Below are 25,596 nucleotides of genomic sequence, written 5' to 3' on the forward strand. Positions count from 1 at the left end.
AGATGAAGGAATATTTAAAAAAGATAAGGGATTTAAAATTACCTACATCTGAAGAAGAACAAGCCTTATGGTTTAGATATAAAAATGAGAATGAGCAGGAGGCCCGCCAGGAGTTGATTAGCTATTACCAGCCTCTGGTCTTTAAACTTGTCCAGCAGTTTAAGGCTGATCGGGGAGTATTTATGGACCTGATCCAGGAGGGCAATCTAGGGTTGATAGATGCTGTTGATTCCTATAGACCAGGATTTAATACCAGGTTTTCTACCTTTGCTGTTTATCATATCAGGGGTAGAATTATTGATTACCTTAATAAAGGTAGTAGGGCCAGAAAATTCCCTGTTATGGGAGATATCCTTCCTGAGAAACTGGAGGAAACTGTAGAAAGGTCAATACTGGCTGACAGGGTTAAAGAGCTTGTCAAAGGCTTACCCTCTAAGGAAAGACAGGTTATTAACAAGCGTTTCCTGGATAGTAAAAAGGCAGAACTGGCTGCTGCAGAAATGGGAATAAGCCTGTCTTACCTTTACCGCCTACAGAAAAAAGCCGTTAGAAGGCTTCGGGGTAAACTAGCTACTTTTATTCATCAGTGGAATAAGTAAACATTGTACAGCAAACAGAAGTAAAACAGTACAAACTTGGTGTGTATTGCATATAATTACAGCTAAACAACTTAAATGGCTGTTTTTATAAAAATGTGAGCAGTCAAAAATATAAGGCTTAGAAGGATATTAATAGTAGAAGATAGGAGATTAGCTAAATTGAGTAATTATTAAAGGGGTGGGTTTAGGAGTGCTTGGGATTATGAGACATATTTCTTATGCCCGTGATTGGCTGTGCCGTGCAGAAAAAAAGATTGAGTCTGGTGATCTGGTAGAAGGTGAGTTTTTTCTTTCCCTTGCCGAAGCAGAGACACGTAAGGCCTGGGAAAGGAGTTATTCTTCTCGAAATAGGTGGCCGTCCAGAAAATTTCCACTGGCTCTTACTTTTAGTCTGTTCTTAATGGCTGCGATTGCTTTTGTTTTCTTTTTTAGAGGTGATCCCCAGCTGGAGCCGGTAGAATTAAAGCTGACCGAAGGGTATCAACAGAGTGTTCGACTGACAGACAGGGGTAATATACGTTTAATCAGTGTTGATCTATCTGTTAATAATAATTTGAATAGGGGGAAGTAATGTGAAGCATTTCTTGGTACTTATTATATTATGTAATCTTATATTATTTTCAGGTGTTACTATGGCAGAGAATGAGCTATTAGAGCAGAACCTTCAATTTATTACAGCGATTGCCTTCGAAGGGAATGAAAGGGTCTCCGATGAGGAGATTAGATCCTTAATCAGTACTGAAGCTGGTGAATTGCTTGATGAAGAAAAAATAAAGAATGATATGCAGAAGCTCTATGATACTGGATATTTTCAGGATGTAAAGGTATCTTTTGAAGTCTATAATGCTGGCTTAAAGGCTATTTTTGAACTGTCTGAATACCCGCTTGTAGAAGATATTATTATTAAAGGTAATGAATCATATAGTGATCAGGAATTAATGAAGGAAATAAAACTGGTCAAAGGTGAGATATTAAACCATAATGCTATACTTGAAAGTAGAAAAGCTATTGAACGATTATATCAGGAGGCTGGTTATGTCCTGGCGGTTTTAAAAGATATTGACATAGATGATAATGGTGTAGTTAGCTTTGAAATTAATGAGGGTTATTTAAATGAACTAATCATAGAGGGTAATGAAAAAACAAAGGATTTTGTTATCCGCCGTGAATTTGATTTTAAAAAAGGTGATGTAATTAATATTAAAGAACTCCAGGAGTCCTTTCGTCAACTGGTCAGATTAAATTACTTTGAAGATATAAATCCTAAACTAGAAAGGGTAGATTTTGAGAAAAATACTGCTAATGTAATTCTGGAGGTAACTGAGGGTCGAACAGGCCGCTTTAATTTTGGTGTTTCTTATAGTACAGCAGAGGGAAAAGGCTGGGGTGGTTTTATTACAGTTCAGGAAAGAAACCTTTTTGGTAACGGCCAGACCCTTGGTTTTGACTGGGAATTTGGCAGCACAACAAATTATGAGATTAACTTTTACGAACCATGGGTTTTGGGAACACCGACTTCTTTTGGAATAGGGGTTTATGATAAATCATATAGTTCTGAGGATTCTGTTAAAGGGGATTATGATGTTGATAAATCAGGGGGGAGTATTTCCCTGGGACATCCCCTGACAGAGGAATGGAATGGTAGAATTAAATTTAAGGTTGAAAAATCAAAGCTTGATTGGGAAGATAAGGAATATACAAAAGATGGTAAGACTTATGAAAATGACCCTGAAGATATTGATCTGCGTAGTATTACTCTACAGACCAGTAGAGATACCACCAATCATCCCTTTAATCCTACTGGTGGTGGTATAGATGTTCTATCATTAGAATATGCCGGTCACTTCCTTGGTGGGGATGCCGATTTTGTTAAATACAGGACTGATTTCAGGAGATTTTACAATGGTTTTAAAGGTAACCAGGCCTGGGCACTCCGCTTACAGACAGGTTTTAGTGATGGGGATCTGCCAGAGCTTGAAAAATATAGATTAGGTGGGTCAGAGACAATACGTGGTTATGATAAAGGTTCTTTTACTGGTGATGATATGCTTTTGGTAAATCTGGAGTATAGAATACCAATTACTGAGAATTTTACTGGTGTGCTCTTTGCTGATGGTGGTAATACCTGGGATTCTTACCGGGATATACAGCTTGATGACCTACACTATTCGACTGGTTTGGGAATTAGAATGGATACATTCTTAGGCCAGATTAGATTAGACTATGGTTTCAATGAAGATGGTGAAGGACAACCTCATTTCAGTATTGGTAATACATTTTAGTAAAAGAGGAAGGGGAATAAGATGCAAAATTACAGGCCTAAATTTGCAGTAGTAATTGGATTAATATTAATAATTACTGGATTTCTGGTTTTGGTTTATCCACAAACTAATATAGCGGCAGGGGATGATGCTAAAGGCAGGATTGCCTATGTTGACCTCTGGACTGTTTTTAATGTTCATCCAGGTAAGGCTTCTGCCGAGGAGGAACTCAATATGCTTGCCCAGGATATGCAGGCTGAATTAGAGGAGAAAGCCAGTGACCTGCCAGAGGCTCAGCAGCAGGAAATGTTGCAGGAATACCAGACTAAATTGAGTCAGCAGGAGCAGGAATTAATCGAGGGTATTATTGATCAAATCAAAGCAGCTATAGTAGATGTAGCTGAGGAGAAAGAAGTTAAGTTAGTGGTTGATAAACAGAGTATTTTCTATGGTGGTTATGATTTGACCCAGGATGTCATAGATTATATTAATAAACAGCAGGGGTCATTACAGGAACCACTTGATGCAACAGAAGAAGAATTATCAGATGAATTAACTGGGGATTAAAAAAGGAGGCAGGAGATGTTGAAGGGAATATTCAGAATTTTGACAGTTGTGGCAGTTATACTTGGAATTGCTGGACTGGGTCTGTTTTATCTTGTTTCATCAGGGACGGCATCTCCTGAAAGTGTGAATATCAGGACAGTGCTGGATAATTATTTAACAGATAATCCTGCTGGGCAACTGAGTGAGGAGATAAGCCTTAAGAGAGAAAACCTCCGCAATCAGCTGGCAAGGTTAAGAAATCAGGAAAAGCTCTTAAATAATAAAAAGGCTGCTCTGGAGCTAATTGTTGAAGAAGAACTGGCAGAAATCAGAGGAAAATATGAAGAAGAAATTCTTGATTTTAAAAAAGAACTGGAAGTTTCTTTTGAGAATTTTAGAGAAGAAAAAAGGCAGGAATATCAGGAAAAAATACTGGTTAAGAAGGAATCTTATGAGCAAAGACTTGATGAATTAATCGAAGGATATAAGGATAAAAAAAGGCAGGAACTAGCAGATTATCAGCAGCAGCTACTTGATAATTACCATAAGGAAACTTTAAATTACCGTCTTAAACTCCTGGCTCTGGAGCTTAGTGAGGAAGAAGAGAGGGCTTATAAGGATAAAATAACTGGCCTGGAGCAGAGTCAGGAGGAAGCGGTCAAGGCTAAAGAAGATCAAATGAATGAGAGTCTTCAGGAAGAAACCAGCCGCTTAAGACAGGAATTTGACGAGGACTTCCTTGAGCTGCAGGAGAAAATGGAACAGGAGATGAAGCGTGAGATAAACAGTAAACTGCTTTCTAATGAGCAGGCATTGGAGGGTTTTATTGCTGAACAGGAAGTGCTGCTAAATGAGGAAATGGTACAAAGGCGTAGGGAATTAAGTGAACGAAGCAAAGAAGAGATTGTATTACTGGAGAATTTAGTCAGGGAGATAAGGAATGATTATCTTACCCTCCAGTCACAAATTGCTAAACTGGAGAAGGAAGTGATTAAATAGATGTTAAAAAAGATTATTTTGTTAGGTATCAGTATATCGTTTGTCTTACTGGCTGGTTGTACCTCGCGCTCACCTGAGATTGCGGTACTGGATATAGAAGAAGTACTGGCCAGAAGTAGAAGAGCTCAGGAATTGCAGGAGGAACTGCTTAATATAGGTAATACCCTGGAAGAAGAATACAGTCAGCAAGAGGATGAAGAAGAAGACCAGAACCATCTAGAACGGGTTTATCAGGAATACCTTAGTAATAAACAGAGATTAGAGAACAGTTTTAATGAAGAAGTAAAAGTGGTTATTGAGGAAATAAGAAAGGATAAAAATATAGACACAGTTTTATATAAAGACAGTGTTTATTATGGTGGTCTCGATATTACTGAAAAGCTGGTTGAAATGCTTGATAGCAAATATGATGAGGAAGAAGGTAGTGATAATGACAGAGAATGAGGGTCTTAGTATTACTGAACTAGCCCGGCGGGTTAATGGTAAAGTGCTGGGTGACCCGGCCTATCTTATATATGGTGTTTCCGGGGTTAGTGAGAGTACAGCTGAGACTATTACTTTTGCCGAAACAGAGCAATACCTCTCCGAGGCTTTAAAGTCAAAAGCCGGGGCTGTAATTGTGCCTGATGGTTTTACAGCTAAAGGGAAGAATATGATTGTAGTTAAAAAACCGCGTCTGGCTTTTGCCAGAATAGCTGCTGTTTTTGCCCCGAATGTTTTTTATAGGCCGGGGATAGACCCGACATCGACAATTGCTGATTCGGTTGTAATTGGAGAAAATGTCTCTATCCATCCCTATGTAGTGATTGATGAGGGGGCTGAAATAGCTGACCATGTAATCCTGGCCCCTGGTGTTTATATTGGTGCCGGGGTAAAGGTGGGAGAGAGTAGTATACTTCACCCTGGAGTTGTAGTCGAATATGACACAGTAATCGGCAAAAAGGTTATGATCCATAGTGGAACAGTGATTGGTTCAGATGGCTATGGTTTTGTGACTGACCAGGACGGCCACCATAAAATACCCCAGCTGGGGAAGGTAATTATTGAAGATGATGTAGAGATAGGGGCCAATGTGACTATTGACCGGGGGACAAGCGGTCCTACTGTTATCGGCAGAGGGACCAAGACAGATAATCTTATCCAATTAGCTCATAATGTTCAAATTGGTGAAGAAAACCTACTGGTGGCTCAGGTGGGTATCGCTGGTAGTAGTAAGACTGGAAGAAGGGTTACACTTGGCGGCAAAACCGGTGTTGTAGGTCACCTGGAGATAGGGGATAATACTACTGTTGCTTCTGCTAGTGTAATAACTAAAGACACCCCATCAGGTGTTTTTTATTCGGGCAGCCCAGCCCAGGATCATAAAAAGGAATTACGTGAACAGGCTGCCAGGCGAAAAATGCCTCAGCTTTTAAAGAGGATAAGTAAGTTGGAGAAGAGGATAGGAGAATTAGAAAAGAAACTTAATTAATAAACTTTTTGTTAAATTTATAAATGCCCAGCCTATTTTGTCATATATTCATTCACTAAAAAAGCTAATTTCACCACAGGTACTCCGTAAGGTTGCCATCTCCTCCTTAAGCCAATTAGCAACAAAATAAACTCACTTCACTACGTTGCGTTCAAACAGGATTTTGTTAATCGCTAATTGGCTTAAGTGCGGGGATGGAGCTTTTTCAAGTTCATTCATATATGCTAAAATAGGCATGTTTTGTTTAATTTAGCGATTATAAATATTCCAGTATTACTTAAATATACCAATAAAGGGGAAATAGATGTGAGAAGATATGTAGTAGGATTTCTTTTTTTAGTAGTATTAGTGAATGTAGCTGGGAGTGTTATGGCTGTGGACAGGCTTTTGGAGATGCCGACAGCGGGGTTGATTCATGGTGATGTATTAGTTCGCGGAGAGATAATTCCGGGTTCGCACAGGAATATTGAGGGAGTTTTTGCTCTGGCTGACAGGGTTCAGTTGGGTGTTGTTGGTAATTATCTGGATAAGGATGATGAGCTGGAGACTGCTGGTAGTCTAAAGCTTCTGTTATTTGATGAGAAGGATGGTTTTCCTTCAGTTAGTATAGGGGCTAGAGAGAAAGATTTTTATTTTGTAATGAGCAAAAATCTTGGTCATGATATTAGGGCACACCTGGGGATAGGCAACGGGGAATTTGATGGTTTGTTTCTTGGTTTTAATAAACTGATCAACCCGGTGGCTGTCCAGACTTCTTCTTCAACAGGTGTCCCCCTTCCCATTAATCTGATGGCGGAATATGCTAATCGACAGGTTAATCTTGGTGTCAGGGTTTATTTCCGTGAAGCGATAGCTGTTGATGCCGGGTTAATGGATTTTGAGAAGGTAAAATTAGGGATGAATTATAGTTTTTAAAATATACGGTAAGAAAAGTCCTCAGTAATGGGGACTTTTTCTTGTAAAAATATAATTATAAAGATCGACAAATATATTTACTTCCCTTGTCGTGCGCTGCGGTGTCCTACCTCCACTTACTGTCGAGAAATTCTCCTTCGGCGTCCTGCCTACGGATAATTTCTAGAGTCGTACAGCAAATATATTTGTCTGAGTTAAGATAGAATAGTAATAATTTTTATTTTGATAAAACTCAATTCATTTACCATATATTGCATAGCACTGGGCGTTTACAGGTGCTTGTGGCTGATGGTATAATATTTGTTAGATAGGGGTGACAGATATATGTTTTGGATGAAAACTGCTTTCAGGAAAGATATCTTTTTACTGATGGCTGCTGCTATTCTGCTGGGGGTTATCCTGGCTCTGGCTGGGGGTTATCTCGCTGATAATTATTTTGCTAATATGGTCAGCGGTCTTATTGGTGATTCTGGAGAATATGACCTTTTGTTTACTATCTCCAGTGATAAGGAAGATATCGCTATAGAGCAGATTAAAAATATAGCTGCTGATACTCTCCCGGGTTCTTCTTTTAAGACAGGACCTAAGGTGGCAGGGAGTAGTAATTACTTATTGAAAATACCTGATAAATATAAGAATGAAGAGGTATATGTTAATCTGGGCAAATATTTCTCTGATATCCCTGGGTTAATGAGCAAGACTATCATGACAGAACCGAAACTGTCTATCAGAGGTTTCAGGGGGGATACTCTGCCGGTTATTAGACCACTTATAGCTGAGATAGAGGGAATAGACTTTATCTATCCTAGTAGTGATGGCCTTGATATTATTGTAAAAAAACCGGAGTTTCTTACTGAAGTTAAGAAAGAGATAAATAGTATTCTGAGTAATTATCATATCCTGGAGGTCAGATATCCCCTCAACCAGCACCCGTCTAACCTCGGCCAGTTGAGGGGAGAGGTTGTTGAACTGGTAGAGGGTAACCTTGATGAGGTTATTGATGTGACGATCAGTAATGAGTCAGATCGGGTTTCTCTTTTGACCAGTTTAAAACAGATGAAGACTTTTCTGATGTCCTATGCTACTAAAGTGCTTATTAGTGATCTTGAAAATAGTGAGGCTGTTCTGGAAGGGAGTACCCTGCTGGCCAGTAATGAAGATGGTGAGCAATTTGTCCTGGAGGTAATCAGTAATACTGATCAGCAGGTCATTGCTCTGGTTCAGGAGGGGAGTATTAATAAACCCATTTCTCTGGAGGTTTATTTTCAGGACTATGGGGATGAGGTAAAATACCTGGGTAAAGGCATAGTAGATAACCCGCGCCAGGAGCTGGCTGATGCCCTGGAACAACTTAATGAAATAGCCCCTAAACTGGAGGGTTTCCTGGAACAGAGTGAACAGCTTGTTGAGTTTAGTAATATGCTCAGTGAGGATTTAGCGGGGATAAATGATGGTTTAGGTCAACTGGAAAATACCAGTCAGAAACTGAGCAGTTCTCTAGAAGAATGGCAGCAGGAGGGGCTGTCAAACTTTCTGTCTGAGTTACTGGGTATCCTTGATGATATTAAGAAAAATACAGGTGATATTACAGATATTCAGCGGGAGCTGGTTATGACCAGTAATAATCTAAAAGAAGGTGCTGCACTGATTGAAGAAAAGATAGCCTATGTGCCGCGTAGTAACGGTATGTATCAGCAGTTAGATGAACTGAAAGATATCTTTCTACGGCTTTCTGAAGGTTTAGATGATAATTATGACCTGGTGGCCATGAGACTGGCAGATATGGATCCGGTTCTAAGTTCTATTGGGAGCTGGGAGGAAAAGATTGCTTCACTACTCAAGGTTGAGGAGACCTTAAATAGTGGGGCGAACTGGCAGGAGATCGAAGGGATTATTGCAGACATTGATCAGACTGCCAGGATTATAGATGCCAGTCAATTACAGGATAAGCTGACATCTATTCAGGAATTACTACAGGACTTAAATACCAACCGCTTACCTGTTGTTTTGAATCAACTCTCTTATATTCAGAATTCATTACCTGATCTTGAAGAATCTGAGATTGTTGAGACGATTAATTTGATTGATAGTTATATAGCTGGTCAGGTGATTCCAGGTGATCAGATTCAACTGTTAATTAAAGGAAAATATAATAGCAAGGGGCTTGTTAATAAGATAGAAGGGGTTGTAAACAACCCGACTGTTACCTATATAGAGATGGATGCCGGGGTTTTACAGCCCAATACACGGGGGGAGATTTTTAATGTCTTAAACCAGGTCAGGGCTGTTATTTCAACAATTGTTGCTTTTGTATTTACTATACTGGTAATGATTATGGATCAATCATTGATTATAAGTACACTGAGGCTTAATGGCAGCAGGGGATATTTTTATGGTTTTGTAAGTGGGGGTTTAATCTTTAGTTTGATCTGCCTGCTGAGTGGGATAGATTTTCCTTATCTTAATTTTAGTACAGAATTTATTGTCGGTGGTTTGTCAGGTGTTTTGATCGCATTTTTATCTAAGATGCTTAATCCAGTAGATAGAGAAGAATGGGAGGCAGGTAAGGCTCTGGGTTTTTCCACAGCAGAGATAATGCATGAGATTATTATACCGGCTGGTAAACCTGGATTACTCTACCTAATGAATTACCCCAGAATTATTTTTAAATAAGATATTATTAAATCCCCAGGAGGGAGTATAATGCTGAGGATAAAAGGTTTGAAAAAAAGCTTTAATAATGATATAGTATTAGATGAAATAGACTTTGAACTCAGGTCAGGTGAGATTACTGCTGTTATGGGGCCGAGTGGTTGTGGAAAATCAACTTTTATCCGTTCAATTAACAGACTTGTTGAACCTGATGATGGAGAGATATTTTTTAGGGACATACCGGTTCACCAGCTTACCCAGGATAAACTGGAAGGAGTCAGGCAGAATATTGGTTTTGTCTTCCAGCATTTCAATCTAATTAAACGCCTGGATGTCAAACAGAACGTTGCCCTGGGCCTTATTAAAAAGGGTTATTCAGTAGCTGAGGCCTGTGAAAAGGCAGTTCTTGCCCTGGCTGATGTGGGCCTGGCAGAGATGGGTGATGCCAGTGTATTAAACCTGAGTGGTGGTGAGAAACAGCGAGTTGGTATTGCCCGGGCCCTTGTGCTGGAACCTGAGCTGATCCTCTTTGATGAACCAACAGCTTCACTTGACCCGATACTGGTTAGAGAGGTTCTTGATGTTCTGGAGGATATTGTTGTTCGGAAACGCACTTCGATGATAATAGTTACCCATGAAGTGACATTTGCCCGTAGAGTAGCTGATCAGGTTTATTTTATGGATAAGGGAAAATTTGTTGAATCAGGAAAACCAACAACGGTTTTTGAAAATCCAGGCTCCTGGATAGGTAAAAAATATAAAAAAATTATCAATTATACTTAAAAATAATAAAAATATGCAGGAGTTTTTATATTGCTTATTGAATTAAAGAAGATAGATATTAGAAGGAGGGGGAAAATGACTAAGGGAGGTAGTTTTCAAAAGACAATCACTAAAGCAATAAATTATTCAGGTACTGCGCTTCACAGCGGTAAAGAAGTAAGTATTAAATGCCTTCCTGCTAAAGCTGATCGGGGTATTGTATTTCGCCGGGTAGACCTGCCGGGTAGTCCGGAGATTAAGGCAGATCCGTTAAATGTAGTTTCTACCAGGAGATGTACCAGTATTGGCTTGAGTACTAATGAAGAAGCCAGGGTACACACTATAGAACATATTATGTCAGCTTTATGGGCTATGGGTGTTGATAATGCTATTATAGAGATTGATAATGCTGAGACCCCTGTTGGTGATGGTAGTGCCCTTCCCTTTATTGATTTGATTAAACAGGCTACTATCAGGGAATTAGCTGTACCACGTATGAGCTGGCAGATAGAAGAACCAGTTTCAGTTAAAAAAGGGGATATGTATATGGTTGCCCTGCCCTATGATGGGTTTAAAATAAGTTATACCCTTCATTATGACCACCCTGTGATTGGTTCACAGTTTAGGGAGTTTGACATGGGTAGGGATTCCTTTATAGATGATTTTGCTCCGGCAAGGACCTTTGGTTTTGAGAGGGAGATTGAGACCCTTCATAGAAGAGGACTGGCCTTAGGGGGAAGTCTGGAGAATGCTGTTTTGATTGGCGAAGAGGGAACTGTAAATCCCCTGCGTTTCTCTGATGAGTTTGCCAGACATAAGGTGCTTGATGTTGTCGGTGATATGGCCTTAAACGGTTATATTCGCGGGCACATTATTTCTGTTAAATCAGGACATTACCTACATGTAGAACTGGCTAAAGAAATAAAGAAAAGGTTTGTTATTGAAGAGGAGGTAGAAGTAAGTAATGATGTATATTAATGAGATTCAGGAAATATTACCACACCGATATCCTTTTTTACTGGTAGACAGGATAGTGGAATTGAAAGAGGAAAAGGTTGTTGGTCTTAAGAATGTAACAATGAATGAAGAATTTTTTCAGGGGCATTATCCAGGACACCCTATTATGCCTGGTGTTTTAATTGTAGAATCAATGGCCCAAGTATCAGGTTTTTTATTGATGCACAGTCATAGTGATCTGGAAGATAAGATACCACTATTTGCAGGTATTGATAAGGTCAGGATCCGCCGGCCGGTTATACCTGGCGACACCTTAAAGATTGAGGCTGAAATTATCAGGGCCAGGGGTCGAATTGCTAAAGTTTTGGCCAATGCCTATGTGGAAGATAAACTAGTGACTGAGGCAGAATTGATGTTTGCCTTTGAAGATAAATAGAAGGGAGAGAGGGGTTTTGAGTCAAAGAGCGGAAAGGAAACTGCTCCATATGGCTGATATACATTCAACAGCCATTATTAAGCCTGGAGCAAAACTTGGTAAGGGTGTAGAGATAGGCCCTTACAGTATTATTGGAGAGAATGTTGAGATAGGGGAGGGTACAAAAGTTGGTCCACATGTACTCATAGAAGGCTGGACCAAGCTAGGTAAGAATAATCAAATTTTTCACGGGGCCTCGATAGGTCTGGAACCACAGGATATGAAATTCAAGGGTGAAGAGAGTTATCTCTTTATCGGTGATAATAATACTATCCGGGAAAATGCTACCATACACCGTGGAACAGAAGAGGGTGGTGGGGAGACCTGGATTGGTAATGATAACCTAATTATGGCTTATTGTCATGTGGCTCATGATTGTCAACTGGGTAATCATATTATTATGTCAAATGCTACTAATTTAGCTGGACATGTTATTGTTGAAGATTATGCTGTACTTACCGGTTTAACTGGTATCCATCAGTTTGTTAGAATAGGTAAGATGGCTATGGTTGGTGCCCATTCCAAGGTGGTTAAGGATGTACCACCTTATGTTTTAGTAGACGGCCACCCGGCCCGGGTCAATGGTATTAATGTAGTCGGCCTGCGGCGCAATGGTGTTTCGCCAGAATTAAGGTCAGAGATAAAGCGGGCATATAAATTACTTTATCGTTCCAATCTTAATATCTCTCAGGCCATTGAAAAAATGGATCAAGAACTGGATGCCAGTGAAGAGATAGAACACTTTCTGCGGTTTTTACGGAATGCTCAGCGCGGTATCTGTAGGTAGTGTGATTTGATATGTCCAGGATAGGTTTGCTTGCTGGTAAAGGACGCTTGCCATTTATCTGGGCGAAAGCAGCCCAGCAAAATGGACATGAGGTATATATTTATAGATTAATAAAAGAAGAGAAAAGAGAGCTGGAGGGAATTGCTGATCAGGTAAGAGATATTAATGTTGCTGCCCTGGATGAACTTATCAATACCATTAAAGCAGACGGCATTAAAGAATTAGTTATGATTGGTAAGGTCGAAAAAACACTGCTTTTTCAGGGTGTTCAACTAGATCAGAGGATGGAGAGACTCCTGGCAGGGCTTGATGTCCTTCAGGATGATAATATTATGCTGGCTTTTGTGGCAGAACTGGCCAGTGAGGGTATTAAAGTAATAGATCAGGCTACTTATATAAGGGAATTGTTTCCTGAAGCAGGATTATTAACTTCAGGCAAACCTGATGAGCAATTACTTTCAGATATGAAGTACGGCTTTCAGATAGCCCGTGAGATAGGCAGGCTGGATATTGGACAGACGGTTGTTGTTAAAAACAAGGCTGTACTGGCTGTTGAAGCTATTGAGGGCACTGACCTGGCCATAAAACGCGCTGGTCAGCTCGGTGGTCCAGGGGCTGTGGTTGCTAAAGTGAGTAAACCACAGCAGGACTGGCGGTTTGATATACCAACAATTGGTGAAACAACTATTAGAAATTTAATAGAGATTAATGCCAGAGGGCTGGTCATAGAAGCCGGTAAGACTTTTATAATCGAACAGGAGAGCTTAATTAAGGAAGCAGAGAGACATGGTATTATAATTATGGCTATGGAAGCTTCAGGTTAGTGAGGTGGGCCTTTTGGGTAAGATAATGGTTGTTACAGGTGAAGTCTCCGGTGATATGCATGCTGCACAGGTGGTAAAGGCTATTAAGGAGATTGCACCTGATATTACTTTTTATGGGATGGGTTCTACATTTTTAAAAAAAGAGGGTGTCGAGATATTAATTGACCCGGGGGAACTGAGTACGATTGGTTTTATTGAAGCTTTTAAGAACACCAGACAGCACTTAGCCAATCTCAGGCTCCTTAAAAAGAGTGTTAAGGAGAGGAGACCAGACCTTATCTTACTGGTAGACAACTCTGGGTTTAATATGCTGCTGGCCCGTGCGGTTAGTAGACTCGGTGTCCCGCTTGTTAATTACTTTAGTCCTTCTGCCTGGGTGTGGGGCAGCTGGCGGGCCGGATGGATGACCCGCTATCGAGCAACAATTGCCTCTGTCTTTCCCATGGAAGCCGAAGTATACCGTCGGGCAGGAGCTGACGTAGAGTTTGTAGGTCACCCGCTCCTGGATATGGTCAGGGTAAATAAGGAAAAAGAGGAGATCTGTCATGATTTAGAATTATCCCCTGATAGACCGGTTATCGGTCTTCTACCGGGGAGTCGCCGACAGGAAGTAGAAAAACTCCTTCCTGATATGTTGGAGGCAGCAGCAGAACTTGCTAAAGAGAATAAAGGGTATCAATTTGTGCTACCTCTGGCTGATGGTATTGACAGGTCATTTGTCGCCAGGAGAGCTGCCAGGTACAGCTTGGTAGTTAAACTGGTTGAGGGCTTTTCTCATGAGGTAATGAAGATTGCTGCTGTGCTGGTTACAGCTTCAGGGACAGCTACTCTGGAGGCAGCAATTATCGGTACACCGATGTTGATCGTCTATCGGACCAGTGCCTCTACCTATTGGTTGGCTACTAAGCTGATGAAGACTGACTATGTTGGCCTGCCCAATATAATTGCTGGTAAAGAGATAGTACCAGAATTAATTCAGCAGAATTTGACAGCTGACAGGATACTCTTTGAGCTGAAGTGTCTGCTGGAGAGTCCTTTTGCACTCAGAGAAGCTAGAGAACAACTAGCAGGGGTCAAACAGAAACTGGGCTCTAGTGGTGCTGTCAGGCGTGTTGCTGAACTGGTATTGAAGAAAGCTAATTTGTCTTAAGATAATTATGAATATATCTTCGACAAATATATTTACTTCCCTTGCCGTGCGCTGCGGTGTCCTACCTCCGCTTACTGTCGTGAAATTGTCCTTCGGCGTCCTGCCTACGTACAATTTCAAGAGTCATCCAGTAAATATATTTGTCTAAGTTACAGAATAATATGTTTGTTTTGGATTTCTTTAGTAATAGAGGGGTTGATATTATGTCAGGTAGGGTTTTTGCTCTTGTTTTATTAATTACAGTGGTATTAATAAGCGGGGTTTACTTTGCTTTTACCTATCAACCTGCAGTTGATGAAAGCGATGACAGCAGTACAGAGACTCTGGAGGCAGATACAATCCCTGAGAATAAATTTAAGGATATTGATTTGACTGTTTTTAATGGGGATGATTCTGTTAGCTGGCAGATAAAGTCCAGTGATATTAGCAGTTTTTCACAGGGAGAACTGCTTAAGCTATCACCACTCAAGCTTACTGCCTATGATGAGAATGATGAGGTCTTATATACTATTACTGCTGATTACTGTAATTACCGCTCTGCACTGGGTGAGATGGAGATTACTGGTTCTGTTGTGATGGAAAAGGATGAACTGAGGATGATGACAGCCCATCTTGACTGGGACAGGGATGAAGAATTAATCAGAGGTAGTGGTGGTGTTAGTTTTACTTCACCATCCTATCAGTTGACAGGTGGGAGGTTTCAGGCTAATACTGATTTTAGCCAGATAACTGTCTATAAAGATGAGCAGGAGCGGGCAGCACTTCTCTGGAAAGAGGTGGGTAAGGGTTCATGAAGATAATAAATAAATGTACTTATTTAATAATATTAATACTTGTTTTAGCAGTAATAATTATTAATGTTACAGTTTTATCTGCTGAAGGAGAAGATGGTATATTTGGTGATGAGATAAGTATTAGTTCACTGGAACCCTCTGGACAGGAAATAACTGCTCGCGGGAGTGCTCTAGTAATCTATAATGACCTCCGTTTGGAGGCAGAGACAATTTATTATAATTCAGTGACTGGGGAAGTAAATTTGGATGAGGATATTTTGCTAGTGGATCAGGATTACCAGCTCACTGCTGATGAATTAAAAGGAAATCTTACTGAAGAATCTTTTACTGCCAGGGGTAATGTAGAGCTCACAGGTACAGATGCTTTCCTGACAGGTGAAGAGTTATTCTATGATAGGATAGCAGGGGAAGTAATAGTTAAGGGTAGACCCTATCTGGAATATCAGGATATTAAGGCCAGGGCAGATCAGATTAGATATTATACTGATAAAAACCTGGCTTATCTGACAGGGAATGTTAGTGGAGAACAATTGGGACATAGTTTTTCTGGTGAAAAAATGGAACTGGATCTGGTGACTGGTAAAATGACCCTGGCAGGTGGAGCCCATTTTCTCTATGAGAATAGAGGGGAATAGCAGATGACAATCATAGCTAAAGAGCTGATTAAGGAATATAATAAACAACGAGTTGTAGATAGAGTGGACTTAAGGGTTGAGCATGGAGAGATAGTAGGGCTGCTGGGACCAAATGGTGCTGGTAAGACTACTACTTTCTATATGGTAGTCGGTTTGATTAAACCTGAAGGTGGAGAAATCTGGCTTGATAATGATAATATTACCAGACTGCCTGTTTATCTCAGGGCCAGGAAAGGTATTGGTTATCTAGCACAGGAGGCTTCTGTTTTTCAGAAACTATCAGTTGCAGATAATATAATGTCTATTTTACAGGCCAGGAATCTGAGTAATGATGAGGCTTGTGAGTTTATGGAGAAACTGCTGGATGAGTTTGGTATCAGTCGTTTAAGAGATAGAAAGGGCTATCAGTTATCTGGAGGGGAAAGACGCCGGGTGGAAATTGCAAGGGCTCTGGCCACAGAACCTTCTTTTATCCTGTTAGATGAACCCTTTGCCGGGGTAGATCCAATAGCTGTCTGTGATATACAGAATATTATTAGCTATCTAAAAGACAGGGGGCTGGGGGTTTTAATTACTGACCATAATGTACGCGAAACACTGACCATCATTGACCGGGCCTATATTATGCATGAAGGTGAAATACTTTTATCCGGTAATTCAGAAGAGGTAGCCTCCAGTGAGCTGGCCCGTAAATTTTATCTGGGGGAAAGATTTACGATGTAGGTTGGATTGTTATAAGACCGACAAATATATTTACTTCCCTTGTCGTGCGCTACAGTGTCCTACTTTCGCTTACTGTCGAGAAATTGTCTTCCGGCGTCCATGCCTCCAGACAATTTCTAGAGTCGTCCAGTAAATATATTTGTCTGGATTAATAACAGTGGTGGTCGGGATGCTTTATCTAATAAAGAAATATAGTAAGTTGATGTAAAAAGAGGGGTGCCAGTAATTGAAGATTATCTACCGTTATATTTTTATCGAATTAATAACACCACTACTATTTGGAATTGCTGCTTTTGCTGCTATTTTTATTGGTACAGATTTACTCTTTGAATTAATTGAATACTATAACAACTATGGAGTTGAACTTCTGACCTTGCTTCAGTTGTTTTTCTTAAATCTGCCAACAATTATTGTTATAACTTTTCCGATGGCTACCCTCTTAGGGACTATTATGTCCTATGGGAGGTTGTCTGGTGATAATGAGATCACTGCTTTAAGGGCAGGTGGTATCAGTGTTTATCGTTTGGTGCGCCCTGCTTTATTCCTGGGAATATTAATGACTTTATTTACTATCGGTGTTAATGAATATATTGTACCACAGGCTAATTATCTTAATGAACAGATAGTCTATCAGTTTAAACATGGGGAGAGGATGCCTTCTACACAACATAATCTCTTCCTTACCCCTTTGAAAGATGGTTACCCTGATTATGTTCTCTATACTAAACTTTATGATGGGGAAACAGGTGTTATGCAGGAGATAATCTTTCAGGATTATGAAGAGGGGAAACCTGTTACCTTGATTCAGGCTGAAAACGCTGTTTATACAGGGGATAGATGGAAGTTTTTAAACGGGCATATTTATCGACTCGAACCTGGTGAGCGGATACCAGATCTGAAATTTGAAGAATATGATGTTAATAATCTAAATTATACACCAGCTCAGATGGCTCGTTTAAATAAAAAAATATCTGATATGAATTTTACTGAATTAATAGAATATATTAATCTTAAGAAATCACAGGGGAATGATGTTAATAAGGAGTTAGTAGAACTTCATCAACGTATATCGATTCCCTTTGCTAGTTTTATTTTTGCTCTGCTGGCAGCAACACTGGGGATTCAACCCCAACGTTCAGGTGGCTCGGCTACTGGTATGGGTTTGAGTATTATTGTTATTTTTATTTATTATACATTAATGACTGTTGGTAGTGCCCTGGGAGAGCAGGGAACGATTCCGCCATTTTTGGGGGCCTGGCTACAAAATTTTGTTTTTATGATTACAGGGGGAATAATGCTCTATCGTCTGGGGAGATAAGATATCGGAAGGGGTGAAGGCTTATGTATGGGATACTGCTGGTAAGCGTTGTGATAACCCTTAGTGGCTTTATGGCCTATCTGGGGGATCAGATCGGTATGAAAATCGGCAAGAAAAGGATATCCCTCTTTGGCCTGCGCCCAAAATATACCTCAATAATCATAACAGTCTTGACAGGTGTCCTGATTGCTACTCTGACTATCACAGTTATTCTTCTTACCAATAATGGTGTCCGTAAGGCATTATTTAATATTCAGGAGGTTTTAGTAAGGCTTGATGACCTCAACCAGCAGCTGGCAGTTAAAGATCGGTCCCTACAGGATAGGGAGGTAGAGATCGCTGAACGGGAAAGGGAACTGGTCCTGATTCAGCAGCAGAAGACTGAACTGGAAGAAAAACTGAACCAGAATCAGCAGGAATTTGCCAGAACCAGACAAAAACTGTTGGCTACCCAGGATGAACTTACTAATACCCGTAGTGATGTGAAAGAACTGGAAAATAAGCGAGTAGAGTTGCAGGATACTAATCAGGAATTAAATGAAAGGATAGCCAGCTTGCACGAACAGAGGAAAGAACTGGAAAATAAGATGGTGGTATTAAATGAAAAGATAGATTCTCTTAATGAAGATTATGAAAAAGCCAGGTTTATGGCCTATAAATATGGTGCTGGACTGCAGTATTACCGGGAAGGGGATATAGTCTTCCAGCGGGGAGACATAATTTATTCAGATGTGATTGAGACCGGACAGACACAGCAGGAGATAGTTGACCAGCTGTCAGCCTTTCTGGAGAGGGCTGATCAAAAGGTGAAGGAGTATCCAGTCAGAGTTGACGAAGAACTAGGGACTACCCTTCAGCTTAGAGCAGAAGAGATTTTTACAGTGGCCCGGACAATTATTAATGCCGATTATGACCGAGTTATTGTCAGTCTGGTGGCTAGTGTTAATGTCCCTCAAGGTGACTGGGTATATGCCAATTTTATTTTAAATGAAGATTTTATTGTTTTTCAACAAGATGAGTATATTGCTGAATGTGTAATAGATGCTGATGGGAAAGATATTGAAGATAAATTAAGTGAACTACTGACTGATATTAATACTAGGGCTGTTAGAGAAGGACTCCTGGTTGATAACCAGGGTGATGTCGGTAGTATTGATTATGATGAATTTTACCGGCTCCATAACCAAATCTTGAATTACCATGGTAAGGTTAAGATAAAGGCCTATGCCGGGGAAGATATCTGGCGTGAGGATAGGTTATCAAATAACCTCAGCTTTGAAATCAGTTCTGTTGAGGGGGAATAGTTATGCTGCTGGCCATTGACCCCGGGAGGGATAAGTGTGGGATAGCTGTTATGACAGGCGATGCTGCTGTCATTTTTCAGGAAATAGTGGCAACAGAAAAAATTGAATCATATCTGCTTGAACTCCTGAATAGGTATAAAATAGAGGAGGTTGTCCTTGGTAATGGGACATTTTCAGAGGAGGTTGCCAGGAAGATTGAGAAAAACTATGACTTGCCTCTGATGTTAATAAAGGAGGCCTATACTACGCTGGCTGCTGAAGAGAGATACCGCCAGGTAAAATACTCCGGTATTAAGCGCTTCTTCCTGTCTTTTATCAAGTGGAAACCCTCTTTTCCGGTAGATGATTATGCAGCTGTAATTTTGGGAGAGAGGTATCTGAAAGATAAGGGGTTATAATACTGGATAATACTAACAGATAATTTTTATCTTTTTTTGCAGGACTTTAGGAGGAAAAGTGGAATATATATAGACAGAATCAGATAAAACACTTATAATTATAGGTGTTGTATTGGAAAAAGGATTTTTAAAAAATATTAAAAAACTTTATTTCCTTGCAGGAGTTTTAGGATTTGTGTTGAATATAATACAGTGATAGTCGATTTTTACTTATATTGTTGATAGTTAATTACTTAATTTTTTTGTGTAAAATTTAATTATGTCAAAAGTCTTATCATCTCAGGCTAAACATGTGTGGAGAGGAGGTGCCCCCCGATTCACAGAGCTGTGAGAGATGATAGGGTTCTATATAATAGTTCATTGACAACTGAAGGAGAACGAGATGAGGAAACTAGGAGACTCATTTTCTGTTCCCTTAGGTGAGAAATGAACTGGTAGAACTATTTTATTTTAAACCTAAAAAATCAAGGGGGAATTATTGTAATGAAGAGAATTGTTATTGCTGCATTTTTAGTATTGGCTTTAACTGCTTCTGCCTTTGCCGCTTCTTTCGCAGATGTGCCTTCAAGTCACTGGGCATACGGAGCAGTTAACAAACTTGTTGCTTCCGGTATTCTTTCCGGTTATCCAGATGGGACTTTTAAAGGCCAGAATAACCTGAGCCGTTATGAAATCGCTGTTGTTGTTGCCCGTGTTCTCGACCAGATTGAAGCAGAACAGGCTGCTTTAGCTGATGAAATTGCTGACGCTGATAGCCTGAGTGTTGGTCAAGCACAACAGGTTAACGAAATTGTTAAGGCTATTGTTGCCAAAAATACTGGTGAAGAATTAAGTAATGAACAGGCTAACGAAGTTCGTAGTATAGTTCAGGCCCTGACCTTTGAATTCAGGCCAGAACTGAAAGAACTCGGTGCTGCTGTTGATGCCTTAGCAGTAGATGTTGACGAATTAGACTCCAGGGTAGCTGCTTTAGAAGCAGAACCAAGAGACAATGTAAGTTTCTCAGGTACTGTAGATACTATCTTTGAAACAGCTAACTATGGTGATAATCCTTATGCAACTATGCTTGTATGGGCTGATGATGATGCCTTAGATGAATTAGATGATGATAATGCAATTACAGGTGTTGATGATGGTGATATGCCAGCTGCCAAGGCCTTTTATCAGGAAATTGGTTTAGATATAGCAGCTAATGTTGGTGATGTTAATTTTGATTTAGCAATAGATACTCTTAAAAATCTATTTAGTGAAACTGATACTGTAGTAGATGGTATTAAACTTGGTGAAACTGCAGACAGTGATGCTTTTGAAATGGATACAGCATTACTAACCATTTCTAAAGATGATTATACCTTTAAAGCGGGTAGTTTTGAGGATTATGATGTTGACCCTTACTTTATTGATGATGAAGATATGGAAGGTATCGAAATAACTGCCCCACTTGCTGGTATTGATTTCAAGGCCTTTGCCGTAGGTGATGAAGATGATGATGCTGATGAGTTTGAAAAAGATTACTATGGTGTAACTGCTACAGCAGATATGGATATCTTCAAATTAATCGGTAAGTTATATCATGCACGTCTTGAAAGTGAAGATGCGGTAACTGATTTTGCTATAGCAGCTGAAGCTGATGTTACTGATGAGCTGACTATGGGTGGAGAGGTTGTTTTCAATACAAATGACGGTAGTAGTGATGAAAATGATACACTCTTTAACTTAAATGGTAGCTATATCCTTAGTGATGTAGTAACATTGCGCGGTCTATTTGAAACAGTTGGTGAAGACTTCAATTCTACTGATACTGTCTTATCTGACCTGGAAGAAGATAACAACTATGACAAATATAATGTAGGTGCAGACTTTGCCTTGAATGCTAACAATACTGTTACAGCTGACTATACTTTAGTAGATGCTGATAAAGACGAAAATAAAAACAAATTCGAAGTTGGCTTAGAAAATACTACTGGTAAATTCACTAATCATGCATCCGTTGAATTTACCCAAAATGATGACTATGATGAAAATGGCGGAGAAGATGTAACACTCCTGACCTTAGGTACAAAGTATGCTATGTCTGATGCAACTACCATTGCTGCTGACTTAGTAAACAAATCAGCTGATGCAGCTGACTTAAGCTATACCTATCTGGTAGGAAGTATTGACCATAAACTATCAGATAACATAAGCTGGATTAATGAAGTTCAGTTAATCAATGGTGAAATAGATATACTTGGTAATACAGAAGATGCTGAAGGTAATTCCTTCAAATCTCAATTATCTGTAAGCTTCTAAACAGGCTGAGAGAAGAAACAGAGTCCTGGAGGGGTTTTCTCTCCAGGGCTTTTTTTATTAGTTAAGGAAATTATGTGAGTTTGAAATTATGAATAACTTTGAAGATCGACAAATATATTTACTTCCCTTGCCGTGCACCACAGGTACTCCGTATTTAAATAGACCGTACAAAAACAGTTTGAGGTTGCGTTTCAGCGTCCTGCTTGTACTTACTGTCGAGAAACCTACGGATAATTTCTAGAGTCGTCCAGTAAATATATTTGTCTGTATTATGATAACAAGATCTCTGATAATCTAATACTATACCTACATAAGCATTGGATCTAAAGAGTTGCCGGGAAATATTAATTTAGAACTGGGTATGAGAAAGGGGAGTATAATATGCCAGGAGTAAATTTTAGGACTTATTTTATTATTATTTTAACTTTTATAATTTTACTGTGTATGACTATCCCCTGGAGTAAAGCGGGGGCTGTTCCCCCGGTTCATCAGAAACCGGAGATGATTTATCGGATACGGATTGCTAATGACCTGGATTTTATGGATAATAGACTCTCGGGGATTAAGGTAAAAAATATCAGGCTCCCTGAACACAGCCGGATTGAGATAGCCAATAACCCCTGGAGTTATTTGGTGGTCTACCTTGGTATTGAAAACACCTGGTACTGGGAGGGTCAGGAGATGCTGCATGCTGTTGAGGCAGGGGTGAGTATCAGAGGGACAGAGGTACATGAGGGCAGCGGCTGGCACTCCTTTATTAACTATTACCCGAAAAAGAAATATGAACCTTATAATGATCCAGAAGCCTGGCGGGGCTCTGAACTCCCCATAGGTCAGCCTATTAATCTGGAATTAAGGGTTGGAGAGGTAGAGGAGGTAGCAGGGTCTTACCGCTGGCAGGTTCATTACTATGTCAATGGTGAGGAAGTGGCTGTACGTCCGATATATGCTAATGATGGTCAGCCCAATCAATTCGATGTTAAACTCTGTGTAGGAGCCTATATGGCCTCCGGCAGGGAGAATGAGATTAGTTTTGCCCCTGTCAAGATCGGTGATATAGCAGTTAGTGAGTCCTCGACAGAGTTCAAGGCCTGGCAGACTCTGGAGTTGGAGGATTTTGGTATACCACATCACAGGATCGGCTATGGGACAGAGGTTGATAATACTGTAAAGAGAGATTTTAAAACCGCTTTTGAAAAGACAGATTATTCCTATGCAGTTAGCTTGCCTAAAAGTGATAAGAGTGGATTAGCCCTTTTTACTATACTGGCTACTCTGATGTATTTGGCAGCTAATTAGATAATTTTAAAATAGTCAAATAGATTTATAGAAATATTTCTTATCTTTTGATATAATAGTATGGAAGAAATAGTATATAATTTTATAGAGGATTATTAATTTCTCTGGAGAAGATATATAATAGACTATATTTTTTGTTTTGAAAGGAGGGCGTGAGTATGCAAAAAGCTGTACTGGTACTTACCTTTTTATTGATCATGCTGACCTTGGAACCTGTGCTGGCTAGAGGGGCAGCTATTGTAATTGATGACTATGTTTTTAATAATATCTATATTAATAGTTATTATGATTTGATTGATAGCTACAGCCTGGGCAATCTTAACTTGCGCCTGCCAGATGAAGAAAATGATGATTTTAATGATGAGACTGAGCATGACTTAAAGGCTCTGGCCTCACTTTATGGTAATCGCCAACCAGATAGGGTGGGTGATGAGATAGGTTTGATTGTAAGAGATGATGAATACATAGGAAATAATTTTTTGCAGAATAATATTAATTTAGATAGAAAAAGCCTGAAAATTAATCCTGTACCAGGGCTTTCCTTGAATGCAGATTTTATTGTATTGGATGATGATGATATAAAAGAAAGCAATTCAAATCTGAATTTATTTTATGAGTTAAATAGCAAGACAACTTTAAGGGCTGGTTACGGCCTGGCCAATAAAGAATGGTGGGATTATGAGGATATAATACTAGAGGATAATGATGGTAATAATGGAATTGATGAAAATATTGATGAAGACAATATGGCTGATGGTGATAGTATAGATGATGAGATGTCTGAAGAAGAGTCTACATCAACATTAGAGAAAGGAAATCTTTTTCTCGACTCAGATAGGAGTGAGGCAAGTTTAATAGGTATTTCCTATAAAACCAGTGATTATCTAACTCTGTCAGCAGATTATATTAATAATATTGTCGGTGAAGAAGATGTGGATTATTCTACAGTGCTGGGTCTTGCCTATGCTGATAATGGCAATCAGTTAAAATATCATTATCAAATTGATTTTGGTGATGCCAAAACAACAGAAACTGGTATTGAGATTGGTTATAGAGATCTACTTACCTTTAATGCTTCCTATAAACTGCTTGACCCGGATCAACTTAAAAATCAATTGGCTGAGTCTGTCTGGGATTTTGGAGTTGGCTTTAAATTAGATGAAAAATCCTCTATATCTTTTGGTTATCAGCTTATTAAAAATGAAGAAAGCGATGATATTAGTCTGGAAACTGATAAAGAATCAAATCTTAAGGCACAGCTTGAGATTAAATTTTAAAGAATAATGGGGTGGTTATTTTGATTTTAAAAAAGATTTTAACACTTTTTATATTAGCGGCTTTACTTACTACAGTTACTTTACCAGCATATGGACAGCTTATTCCACTTAAGGAGATTGAAAATGTGGAAATGGTCTTATATGGGCAGCCGGGTACTGGTTCGGTATTAGCTAGGATTAAGAGGATTGAGCTTGATTTATTTGGCAGTGCTGGTAAAGGAACACTGCCGGAGCGGTCAAATCAAATTTTAAAATATGCCCTACCAACGGAAGATAGTCCTTCTTTACAGCTTTTGATTAATTGTCTGGAATGGTCATTATTAAATAGTATCAGTCGTGGTGCTGCTGTAGATCGAGTGGCCGAATTGGAAGAGATGATCTATGGGGCCAGCAAAAATGGTGCCTTACTAAATAGAATAAATGAATTACTTGAAATGACAGTTCCAGGTGGTAAATTACCGGTCGCGGAGGTAGAGATGCCTGAAGGGCTTGTTATTGAAGCAAAACTCCTGGATGAAATTGATTCAGCTGTACTTACTGAGGGTCAGTTTTTTCGCTTTGAGGTAACAGAGGATATAGAGCTTGAAGAATGTATGGTGATTCCTACCGGGACACGGGGTTTGATCAATGTGGATAAAGTCAAAGAAGCAGGTGGTTTTGGGAAGGATGCTGAACTTACTTTGAGTCTTTCTGATTTTAAAGCTATTGACGGCACAATGCTTTCTATAGAGTTTTTTTCAGGTGATGATGATTCACACTCCCGTGAGATAGCAGTTGGGGCAGGCTTTCTGGGTGCACTACTGGTCAGTAATCCTGTTGGACTGGTGGCTGGTTATTTCTATAAGGGGAAAGATGTTGTCATTGAAGAGGGGACACCCTTAAGTATTGAGATTACTAATGGATTAACAGTTTATGGATTAAAGACAAATTAAGAATCCTTTGTAAGTTTAAACGGGTTTTTCATTGACATATCAGGAAACTATGTATTTTTCAAGTAGTGAATAGTTTTAAAGTTCGACAAATATATTTGTCTGGATTATGATATATAAAATTAATATGAATTATAAGAACCCATTCTGTTGAAGCAGGATGGGTTTTCTTTTTATTACCAGCAGGTTTTTCTTTATTTTTGTAGAATTATTATTAAGTAGAGTTGGG

The 25,596-nt window shown here is 39.5% G+C and carries 25 protein-coding genes; all 25 read left to right on the top strand.

Features of this window, described 5'->3' with window-relative positions; genetic code table 11:
* The first annotated feature begins 2 nt into the window (after nt 1-2).
* The 25 genes from GM661_RS02285 to GM661_RS02405 all read left to right on the top strand — a co-directional run bounded on the left by GM661_RS02285 (nt 3) and on the right by GM661_RS02405 (nt 25,370).
* Nucleotides 3-599 (top strand): sigma-70 family RNA polymerase sigma factor, encoded by a 597-nt coding sequence (locus GM661_RS02285; RefSeq protein WP_230868562.1) that lies wholly within the window; start codon nt 3-5, stop codon nt 597-599.
* Nucleotides 600-789: 190 nt separating this feature from the next.
* Nucleotides 790-1,170, top strand: a complete 381-nt coding sequence (locus tag GM661_RS02290; protein ID WP_230868563.1) for a hypothetical protein — start codon at nt 790-792, stop codon at nt 1,168-1,170.
* A gap of 1 nt (nt 1,171) precedes the next feature.
* Complete coding sequence (locus tag GM661_RS02295) at nt 1,172-2,881, top strand: BamA/OMP85 family outer membrane protein (RefSeq protein WP_230868564.1); 1,710 nt, start codon at nt 1,172-1,174, stop codon at nt 2,879-2,881.
* 21 nt (nt 2,882-2,902) lie between these two features.
* Complete coding sequence (locus GM661_RS02300) at nt 2,903-3,427, top strand: OmpH family outer membrane protein (RefSeq protein WP_230868565.1); 525 nt, start codon at nt 2,903-2,905, stop codon at nt 3,425-3,427.
* 15 nt (nt 3,428-3,442) lie between these two features.
* The gene (locus GM661_RS02305) at nt 3,443-4,405 is read left to right on the top strand and encodes a coiled-coil domain-containing protein (protein ID WP_230868566.1); all 963 of its coding nucleotides are present in this window, start codon (nt 3,443-3,445) and stop codon (nt 4,403-4,405) included.
* Nucleotides 4,406-4,849 carry an OmpH family outer membrane protein gene (locus GM661_RS02310; RefSeq protein WP_230868567.1) on the top strand — a complete coding sequence of 148 codons (444 nt, stop codon included), beginning with the start codon at nt 4,406-4,408 and terminating at the stop codon, nt 4,847-4,849.
* Nucleotides 4,836-5,876 carry a UDP-3-O-(3-hydroxymyristoyl)glucosamine N-acyltransferase gene (lpxD, locus tag GM661_RS02315; RefSeq protein ID WP_230868568.1) on the top strand — a complete coding sequence of 347 codons (1,041 nt, stop codon included), beginning with the start codon at nt 4,836-4,838 and terminating at the stop codon, nt 5,874-5,876. Before GM661_RS02310 ends, lpxD begins: the two co-directional genes overlap by 14 nt.
* Before the next feature lie 306 nt (nt 5,877-6,182).
* Complete coding sequence (locus GM661_RS02320) at nt 6,183-6,791, top strand: YjbH domain-containing protein (protein WP_230868569.1); 609 nt, start codon at nt 6,183-6,185, stop codon at nt 6,789-6,791.
* Between the two features lie 324 nt (nt 6,792-7,115).
* A complete protein-coding gene (locus GM661_RS02325; protein WP_230868570.1) occupies nt 7,116-9,464 on the top strand; it encodes an ABC transporter permease in 2,349 nt (782 codons plus the stop codon).
* 30 nt (nt 9,465-9,494) lie between these two features.
* A complete protein-coding gene (locus tag GM661_RS02330) occupies nt 9,495-10,226 on the top strand; it encodes an amino acid ABC transporter ATP-binding protein (protein ID WP_230868571.1) in 732 nt (243 codons plus the stop codon).
* A gap of 75 nt (nt 10,227-10,301) precedes the next feature.
* Entirely contained in the window at nt 10,302-11,183 is an 882-nt protein-coding gene (gene lpxC / locus GM661_RS02335) for a UDP-3-O-acyl-N-acetylglucosamine deacetylase (RefSeq protein WP_230868572.1), read from the top strand.
* A complete protein-coding gene (gene fabZ, locus GM661_RS02340; protein ID WP_125987819.1) occupies nt 11,170-11,598 on the top strand; it encodes a 3-hydroxyacyl-ACP dehydratase FabZ in 429 nt (142 codons plus the stop codon). The genes lpxC and fabZ overlap by 14 nt, the downstream gene beginning before the upstream one ends.
* A gap of 49 nt (nt 11,599-11,647) precedes the next feature.
* Nucleotides 11,648-12,424: an acyl-ACP--UDP-N-acetylglucosamine O-acyltransferase gene (lpxA, locus tag GM661_RS02345; protein ID WP_125991929.1), complete on the top strand. Its 777-nt coding sequence runs from the start codon at nt 11,648-11,650 to the stop codon at nt 12,422-12,424.
* Between the two features lie 11 nt (nt 12,425-12,435).
* Nucleotides 12,436-13,248 (top strand): LpxI family protein, encoded by an 813-nt coding sequence (locus GM661_RS02350; protein ID WP_230868573.1) that lies wholly within the window; start codon nt 12,436-12,438, stop codon nt 13,246-13,248.
* A gap of 4 nt (nt 13,249-13,252) precedes the next feature.
* A complete protein-coding gene (lpxB, locus tag GM661_RS02355; RefSeq protein ID WP_456237556.1) occupies nt 13,253-14,398 on the top strand; it encodes a lipid-A-disaccharide synthase in 1,146 nt (381 codons plus the stop codon).
* 203 nt (nt 14,399-14,601) lie between these two features.
* Nucleotides 14,602-15,192, top strand: a complete 591-nt coding sequence (lptC, locus tag GM661_RS02360; RefSeq protein ID WP_230868575.1) for an LPS export ABC transporter periplasmic protein LptC — start codon at nt 14,602-14,604, stop codon at nt 15,190-15,192.
* Nucleotides 15,189-15,827 (top strand): LptA/OstA family protein, encoded by a 639-nt coding sequence (locus tag GM661_RS02365; protein ID WP_230868576.1) that lies wholly within the window; start codon nt 15,189-15,191, stop codon nt 15,825-15,827. The genes lptC and GM661_RS02365 overlap by 4 nt, the downstream gene beginning before the upstream one ends.
* A gap of 3 nt (nt 15,828-15,830) precedes the next feature.
* A complete protein-coding gene (gene lptB / locus GM661_RS02370; protein ID WP_230868577.1) occupies nt 15,831-16,550 on the top strand; it encodes an LPS export ABC transporter ATP-binding protein in 720 nt (239 codons plus the stop codon).
* Nucleotides 16,551-16,776: 226 nt separating this feature from the next.
* Nucleotides 16,777-17,868 (top strand): LptF/LptG family permease, encoded by a 1,092-nt coding sequence (locus GM661_RS02375; RefSeq protein ID WP_230868578.1) that lies wholly within the window; start codon nt 16,777-16,779, stop codon nt 17,866-17,868.
* Between the two features lie 23 nt (nt 17,869-17,891).
* Nucleotides 17,892-19,172 (top strand): DUF3084 domain-containing protein, encoded by a 1,281-nt coding sequence (locus GM661_RS02380; RefSeq protein ID WP_230868579.1) that lies wholly within the window; start codon nt 17,892-17,894, stop codon nt 19,170-19,172.
* Between the two features lie 2 nt (nt 19,173-19,174).
* Nucleotides 19,175-19,570 carry a RuvX/YqgF family protein gene (locus GM661_RS02385; protein WP_230868580.1) on the top strand — a complete coding sequence of 132 codons (396 nt, stop codon included), beginning with the start codon at nt 19,175-19,177 and terminating at the stop codon, nt 19,568-19,570.
* A 483-nt stretch (nt 19,571-20,053) separates the two neighbouring features.
* Nucleotides 20,054-21,862: an S-layer homology domain-containing protein gene (locus tag GM661_RS02390; RefSeq protein ID WP_230868581.1), complete on the top strand. Its 1,809-nt coding sequence runs from the start codon at nt 20,054-20,056 to the stop codon at nt 21,860-21,862.
* A 381-nt stretch (nt 21,863-22,243) separates the two neighbouring features.
* Nucleotides 22,244-23,161 (top strand): hypothetical protein, encoded by a 918-nt coding sequence (locus GM661_RS02395; protein ID WP_230868582.1) that lies wholly within the window; start codon nt 22,244-22,246, stop codon nt 23,159-23,161.
* A 158-nt stretch (nt 23,162-23,319) separates the two neighbouring features.
* Nucleotides 23,320-24,438 carry a hypothetical protein gene (locus tag GM661_RS02400; RefSeq protein ID WP_230868583.1) on the top strand — a complete coding sequence of 373 codons (1,119 nt, stop codon included), beginning with the start codon at nt 23,320-23,322 and terminating at the stop codon, nt 24,436-24,438.
* A 20-nt stretch (nt 24,439-24,458) separates the two neighbouring features.
* Nucleotides 24,459-25,370 (top strand): hypothetical protein, encoded by a 912-nt coding sequence (locus GM661_RS02405; RefSeq protein WP_230868584.1) that lies wholly within the window; start codon nt 24,459-24,461, stop codon nt 25,368-25,370.
* The last annotated feature ends 226 nt before the right edge of the window (nt 25,371-25,596 follow it).

The organism is Iocasia fonsfrigidae (assembly GCF_017751145.1).
In the GTDB taxonomy this organism is placed as follows: Bacteria; Bacillota; Halanaerobiia; order Halanaerobiales; family DTU029; genus Iocasia; species Iocasia fonsfrigidae.

Bases quoted from the DNA above. Each gene is read 5' to 3' on its own strand.
- lpxA (WP_125991929.1), top strand. From the start codon at position 11,648: ATGGCTGATATACATTCAACAGCCATTATTAAGCCTGGAGCAAAACTT.
- GM661_RS02285 (WP_230868562.1), top strand. From the start codon at position 3: ATGAAGGAATATTTAAAAAAGATAAGGGATTTAAAATTACCTACATCT.
- GM661_RS02325 (WP_230868570.1), top strand. From the start codon at position 7,116: ATGTTTTGGATGAAAACTGCTTTCAGGAAAGATATCTTTTTACTGATG.
- lpxD (WP_230868568.1), top strand. From the start codon at position 4,836: ATGACAGAGAATGAGGGTCTTAGTATTACTGAACTAGCCCGGCGGGTT.
- GM661_RS02395 (WP_230868582.1), top strand. From the start codon at position 22,244: ATGCCAGGAGTAAATTTTAGGACTTATTTTATTATTATTTTAACTTTT.
- GM661_RS02350 (WP_230868573.1), top strand. From the start codon at position 12,436: ATGTCCAGGATAGGTTTGCTTGCTGGTAAAGGACGCTTGCCATTTATC.
- GM661_RS02310 (WP_230868567.1), top strand. From the start codon at position 4,406: ATGTTAAAAAAGATTATTTTGTTAGGTATCAGTATATCGTTTGTCTTA.
- GM661_RS02385 (WP_230868580.1), top strand. From the start codon at position 19,175: ATGCTGCTGGCCATTGACCCCGGGAGGGATAAGTGTGGGATAGCTGTT.
- GM661_RS02400 (WP_230868583.1), top strand. From the start codon at position 23,320: ATGCAAAAAGCTGTACTGGTACTTACCTTTTTATTGATCATGCTGACC.
- GM661_RS02380 (WP_230868579.1), top strand. From the start codon at position 17,892: ATGTATGGGATACTGCTGGTAAGCGTTGTGATAACCCTTAGTGGCTTT.
- GM661_RS02365 (WP_230868576.1), top strand. From the start codon at position 15,189: ATGAAGATAATAAATAAATGTACTTATTTAATAATATTAATACTTGTT.
- lpxC (WP_230868572.1), top strand. From the start codon at position 10,302: ATGACTAAGGGAGGTAGTTTTCAAAAGACAATCACTAAAGCAATAAAT.
- GM661_RS02390 (WP_230868581.1), top strand. From the start codon at position 20,054: ATGAAGAGAATTGTTATTGCTGCATTTTTAGTATTGGCTTTAACTGCT.
- GM661_RS02330 (WP_230868571.1), top strand. From the start codon at position 9,495: ATGCTGAGGATAAAAGGTTTGAAAAAAAGCTTTAATAATGATATAGTA.
- GM661_RS02300 (WP_230868565.1), top strand. From the start codon at position 2,903: ATGCAAAATTACAGGCCTAAATTTGCAGTAGTAATTGGATTAATATTA.
- lptB (WP_230868577.1), top strand. From the start codon at position 15,831: ATGACAATCATAGCTAAAGAGCTGATTAAGGAATATAATAAACAACGA.
- GM661_RS02305 (WP_230868566.1), top strand. From the start codon at position 3,443: ATGTTGAAGGGAATATTCAGAATTTTGACAGTTGTGGCAGTTATACTT.
- fabZ (WP_125987819.1), top strand. From the start codon at position 11,170: ATGATGTATATTAATGAGATTCAGGAAATATTACCACACCGATATCCT.
- lptC (WP_230868575.1), top strand. From the start codon at position 14,602: ATGTCAGGTAGGGTTTTTGCTCTTGTTTTATTAATTACAGTGGTATTA.